Source organism: Arthrobacter sp. K41 (assembly GCF_059089645.1).
The window spans coordinates 1-5,230 of the sequence record NZ_JBNHEW010000013.1 but is presented as its reverse complement, the minus strand read 5'-3'; the positions used below and the strand labels follow the sequence as shown (position 1 = coordinate 5,230).

Below are 5,230 nucleotides of genomic sequence, written 5' to 3'. Positions count from 1 at the left end.
ATGGTGTATGGAAATCTCATCTTGAAGCGAGCTTCCCGCTTAGATGCTTTCAGCGGTTATCCCATCCGAACGTAGCTAATCAGCGGTGCACTTGGCAGTACAACTGACACACCAGAGGTTCGTCCGTCCCGGTCCTCTCGTACTAAGGACAGCCCTTCTCAAATTTCCTGCGCGCGCAGCGGATAGGGACCGAACTGTCTCACGACGTTCTAAACCCAGCTCGCGTACCGCTTTAATGGGCGAACAGCCCAACCCTTGGGACCTACTCCAGCCCCAGGATGCGACGAGCCGACATCGAGGTGCCAAACCATGCCGTCGATATGGACTCTTGGGCAAGATCAGCCTGTTATCCCCGAGGTACCTTTTATCCGTTGAGCGACGGCCATTCCACAATGTACCGCCGGATCACTAGTCCCGACTTTCGTCCCTGCTCGAGATGTCTCTCTCACAGTCAAGCTCCCTTGTGCACTTACACTCGACACCTGATTGCCAACCAGGCTGAGGGAACCTTTGGGCGCCTCCGTTACTTTTTAGGAGGCAACCGCCCCAGTTAAACTACCCATCAGGCACTGTCCCTGACCCGGATTACGGGCCGAAGTTAGATGTCCAAAGTGACCAGAGTGGTATTTCAACGATGACTCCACCCGAACTGGCGTCCGGGCTTCAACGTCTCCCACCTATCCTACACAAGCCACTCCGAACACCAATACCAAACTATAGTAAAGGTCTCGGGGTCTTTCCGTCCTGCTGCGCGTAACGAGCATCTTTACTCGTACTGCAATTTCGCCGAGTTTATGGTTGAGACAGCGGGGAAGTCGTTACTCCATTCGTGCAGGTCGGAACTTACCCGACAAGGAATTTCGCTACCTTAGGATGGTTATAGTTACCACCGCCGTTTACTGGGGCTTAAATTCTCAGCTTCGCCTTGCGGCTAACCGGTCCTCTTAACCTTCCAGCACCGGGCAGGAGTCAGTCCGTATACATCGTCTTGCGACTTCGCACGGACCTGTGTTTTTAGTAAACAGTCGCTTCCCCCTGGTCTCTGCGGCCCCGATCCCCTCCGGAACGCGTGGTTCCATCAAGGTTGGGGCCCCCCTTCTCCCGAAGTTACGGGGGCATTTTGCCGAGTTCCTTAACCATAATTCTCTCGATCGCCTTAGTATTCTCTACCTGATCACCTGTGTCGGTTTGGGGTACGGGCGGCTAAAACCTCGCGTCGATGCTTTTCTCGGCAGCATAGGATCACCAAATCCCCCCAAACGGGGGTCCCATCAGATCTCAGGCATCATGAACAGCGGATTTGCCTACCGTTCGCCCTACATCCTTAGACCGGGACAACCATCGCCCGGCTTGGCTACCTTCCTGCGTCACACCTGTTAATACGCTTGCCTCCCAGGATCAGGTCCTGCGCTCCACCAAAACCCTTCACCCACAAGGGGTGTCAGGCAGGTCTCGGGCAGTTAGTATCCCCTGTTCAGCATGGGCGGTTTTTCGCCGGTACGGGAATATCAACCCGTTGTCCATCGACTACGCCTGTCGGCCTCGCCTTAGGTCCCGACTTACCCAGGGCAGATTAGCTTGACCCTGGAACCCTTGATCATTCGGCGGACGGGTTTCTCACCCGTCTTTCGCTACTCATGCCTGCATTCTCACTCGTGTAGGCTCCACCGCTGGTTTACACCGCGACTTCACTGCCCACACGACGCTCCCCTACCCATCCAGACGCCTGAACCACAAGGGCTTAGCTAATATCTGAATGCCACAACTTCGGCGGTGTACTTGAGCCCCGCTACATTGTCGGCGCGGAATCACTTGACCAGTGAGCTATTACGCACTCTTTTAAGGATGGCTGCTTCTAAGCCAACCTCCTGGTTGTCTTCGCAACTCCACATCCTTTCCCACTTAGCACACGCTTAGGGGCCTTAGTTGGTGGTCTGGGCTGTTTCCCTCTCGACTATGAAGCTTATCCCCCACAGTCTCACTGCTGCGCTCTCACTTACCGGCATTCGGAGTTTGGCTGACGTCAGTAACCTTGTAGGGCCCATTAGCCATCCAGTAGCTCTACCTCCGGTAAGAAACACGCAACGCTGCACCTAAATGCATTTCGGGGAGAACCAGCTATCACGAAGTTTGATTGGCCTTTCACCCCTACCCACAGCTCATCCCCTCCATTTTCAACTGAAGTGGGTTCGGTCCTCCACGACGTCTTACCGTCGCTTCAACCTGGCCATGGGTAGATCACTTCGCTTCGGGTCTAGATCACGCCACTGCAACGCCCTATTCAGACTCGCTTTCGCTACGGCTTCCCCACACGGGTTAACCTCGCGACGTAACACTAACTCGCAGGCTCATTCTTCAAAAGGCACGCCGTCACAACTACAAGGCTGCTCCGACGGATTGTAAGCACACGGTTTCAGGTACTGTTTCACTCCCCTCCCGGGGTACTTTTCACCTTTCCCTCACGGTACTGGTCCGCTATCGGTCATTAGGGAGTATTTAGGCTTATCAGGTGGTCCTGACAGATTCACACGGGATTTCTCGGGCCCCGTGCTACTTGGGATACTCATCCAGGCGGTACACAACATTTCGGTTACGGGGCTCACACCCTCTCTGGCCGGCCTTTCAAGACCGTTCACCTATGCCTGCACATCACACCCCACCAACCCGGCAGAATTGGTACGGAAAGTCCCACAACCCCGACCATGCAACGCCCGCCGGCTATCACACATGGAACGGTTTAGCCTGATCCGCGTTCGCTCGCCACTACTAACGGAATCACTATTGTTTTCTCTTCCTGCGGGTACTGAGATGTTTCACTTCCCCGCGTTCCCTCCACGCACCCTATGTGTTCAGATGCGGGTCACCAGATCACACGAAGCGTCTGGCGGGGTTTCCCCATTCGGACACCCTGGGATCACAGTCCGGTTATCGACTCCCCCAGGCTTATCGCAGATTCCTACGTCCTTCTTCGGCTCCTAATGCCAAGGCATCCACCGTGTGCTCTTAAAAACTTGACCACAAAAGATCAATCAGTAATTTTCGAGAGAACCACGAAAACCAACCACACCCAACAACCACCAACCCCAAAGGGCCAGTAACCATCACGCGCAGCCAGATCCAGGTTCATATTCTTGGAAATTGCTTCTTATAAAAGATGCTCGCGTCCACTATGTAGTTCTCAAACAACAACCCCAAACCACACACCCCACACACACCAAAGCGTGCATGACCGGTCCGGCCAGGAAAACCAGAAACACAAGTCCCGGGACAAAAACCCCGGTCCTGTTGCTTCAGGACCCAACAGTGTGCCAAACACTAAACCGCCCCCACACCCCGCCACCGTTCCAGGACCACAAGGATCCGTACTAGAAGACAAAAGCACAAAGACAGCCGCTATTTGTTGATATTCCACCCATGAGCACCCGCCGCAGAACAATCGTCTGCGCAACGGGCATATACTCCTGACAAACCACACACCACGCATACACGCGGCGCCCGATCTGTAGGTGCTCCTTAGAAAGGAGGTGATCCAGCCGCACCTTCCGGTACGGCTACCTTGTTACGACTTAGTCCCAATCGCCAGTCCCACCTTCGACAGCTCCCTCCCACAAGGGGTTAGGCCACCGGCTTCGGGTGTTACCAACTTTCGTGACTTGACGGGCGGTGTGTACAAGGCCCGGGAACGTATTCACCGCAGCGTTGCTGATCTGCGATTACTAGCGACTCCGACTTCATGGGGTCGAGTTGCAGACCCCAATCCGAACTGAGACCGGCTTTTTGGGATTAGCTCCACCTCACAGTATCGCAACCCTTTGTACCGGCCATTGTAGCATGCGTGAAGCCCAAGACATAAGGGGCATGATGATTTGACGTCGTCCCCACCTTCCTCCGAGTTGACCCCGGCAGTCTCCTATGAGTCCCCACCATCACGTGCTGGCAACATAGAACGAGGGTTGCGCTCGTTGCGGGACTTAACCCAACATCTCACGACACGAGCTGACGACAACCATGCACCACCTGTAAACCGACCGCAAGCGGGGCACCTGTTTCCAGGTCTTTCCGGTTCATGTCAAGCCTTGGTAAGGTTCTTCGCGTTGCATCGAATTAATCCGCATGCTCCGCCGCTTGTGCGGGCCCCCGTCAATTCCTTTGAGTTTTAGCCTTGCGGCCGTACTCCCCAGGCGGGGCACTTAATGCGTTAGCTACGGCGCGGAAAACGTGGAATGTCCCCCACACCTAGTGCCCAACGTTTACGGCATGGACTACCAGGGTATCTAATCCTGTTCGCTCCCCATGCTTTCGCTCCTCAGCGTCAGTTAATGCCCAGAGACCTGCCTTCGCCATCGGTGTTCCTCCTGATATCTGCGCATTTCACCGCTACACCAGGAATTCCAGTCTCCCCTACATCACTCTAGTCTGCCCGTACCCACCGCAGATCCGGAGTTGAGCCCCGGACTTTCACGGCAGACGCGACAAACCGCCTACGAGCTCTTTACGCCCAATAATTCCGGATAACGCTTGCGCCCTACGTATTACCGCGGCTGCTGGCACGTAGTTAGCCGGCGCTTCTTCTGCAGGTACCGTCACTTTCGCTTCTTCCCTACTGAAAGAGGTTTACAACCCGAAGGCCGTCATCCCTCACGCGGCGTCGCTGCATCAGGCTTTCGCCCATTGTGCAATATTCCCCACTGCTGCCTCCCGTAGGAGTCTGGGCCGTGTCTCAGTCCCAGTGTGGCCGGTCACCCTCTCAGGCCGGCTACCCGTCGTCGCCTTGGTAAGCCATTACCTCACCAACAAGCTGATAGGCCGCGAGTCCATCCAAAACCACAAAAAGCTTTCCACCCCCCACCATGCGATGAGGAGTCATATCCGGTATTAGACCCAGTTTCCCAGGCTTATCCCAGAGTCAAGGGCAGGTTACTCACGTGTTACTCACCCGTTCGCCACTAATCCCCCCAGCAAGCTGGAGATCATCGTTCGACTTGCATGTGTTAAGCACGCCGCCAGCGTTCATCCTGAGCCAGGATCAAACTCTCCGTTGAAGTAAAACAAAAACAGAAACCACCCAACCACCACGGAAATAACGCAGCAACCAGACAGCAAAAATTTGAAACCAGCTGTAAAAACCAGACCACCCACAGGGGCGGACAGCCCGGTCAATTCAACCAATCAAAAAACAATCGGTATCAACAAACTTGGCACACTATTGAGTTCTCAAACAACAGACACA

2 rRNA genes are annotated in these 5,230 nt (G+C 54.8%); both read right to left on the bottom strand.

The features are described 5' to 3' along the window. Positions 1 to 3,017 (bottom strand): 23S ribosomal RNA (locus AC5RTE_RS17145); the annotation flags it as partial. 500 nt (positions 3,018 to 3,517) lie between these two features. Next, positions 3,518 to 5,042: ribosomal RNA gene (locus AC5RTE_RS17140) — 16S ribosomal RNA — on the bottom strand. Between the last annotated feature and the right edge of the window lie 188 nt (positions 5,043 to 5,230).